General features: G+C 59.4%; 1 protein-coding gene. It reads right to left on the bottom strand.

Annotation, left to right across the window (positions count from 1 at the left end; genetic code table 11):
* Positions 1–53 precede the first annotated feature (53 nt).
* Positions 54–818 carry an IS6 family transposase gene (locus AB4Z00_RS26545; RefSeq protein WP_007015959.1) on the bottom strand — a complete coding sequence of 255 codons (765 nt, stop codon included), beginning with the start codon at positions 816–818 and terminating at the stop codon, positions 54–56.
* Between the last annotated feature and the right edge of the window lie 67 nt (positions 819–885).

Here is an 885-nt window from a genome sequence, read left to right on the forward strand (position 1 = left end):
GGCTCTGTTGCAAACATTTGGGACCGCCGAACGACACCGCGCCTTTTTTGGGATCAGGCAACATCGGCGAAATGCTGATTGAGCATGTCCATGGCCTCGGTCATGGCCGAGGGGCCAATGCCAAATGATCTTTCGATCAGGCGCACCTCTCCTTTGAACCCCGGCTGCAGGCACCACGGCCGGGCCTGCCCTTTGCGTAGGGCGCGCATGACCTCGAAGCCCTTGATTGTAGCGTAGGCCGTGGGCATCGATTTGAAACCGCGCACAGGCTTGATCAGCATCTTGAGCTTGCCATGGTCGGCCTCGAGCACATTGTTCAGGTATTTCACCTGCCGGTGTTCGGTTTCCGGGGCGAGCTTCCCTTCTCGTTTCAGCTCGGCGATCGCGGCGCCGTAGCTGGGTGCCTTGTCGGTGTTGAGTTTCGTCGGCTTTTCCCAGTCCTTCAGGCCACGAAGAGCCTTGCCTAGAAAGCGCTTCGCGGCTTTGGCGCTGCGGGTCGACGACAGGTAGAAGTCGATCGTGTCGCCCCGTTTGTCGACCGCCCGGTAGAGGTAGGTCCATTTACCCCGGACCTTGACGTAAGTCTCATCGAGACGCCAGCTCGGATCAAAGCCGCGCCGCCAGAACCAGCGCAACCGCTTCTCCATCTCCGGCGCGTAGCGCTGCACCCAGCGATAGATGGTCGTGTGATCGACATTGATGCCACGCTCGGCTAGCATTTCCTCGAGATCACGGTAGCTGATGCCGTACCGGCAATACCAGCGTACCGCCCACAGGATGACCTCGCCGGTAAAATGCCGCCCTTTGAAATCGTTCATCGCAACCGACCTTGAAAGCCCTCGAACCAAACCATGGCGACCGCGTCAGAATTTGCAACAGAGCCGC

This window comes from Novosphingobium sp. YAF33 (assembly GCF_052113265.1).
In the GTDB taxonomy this organism is placed as follows: Bacteria; Pseudomonadota; Alphaproteobacteria; order Sphingomonadales; family Sphingomonadaceae; genus Novosphingobium.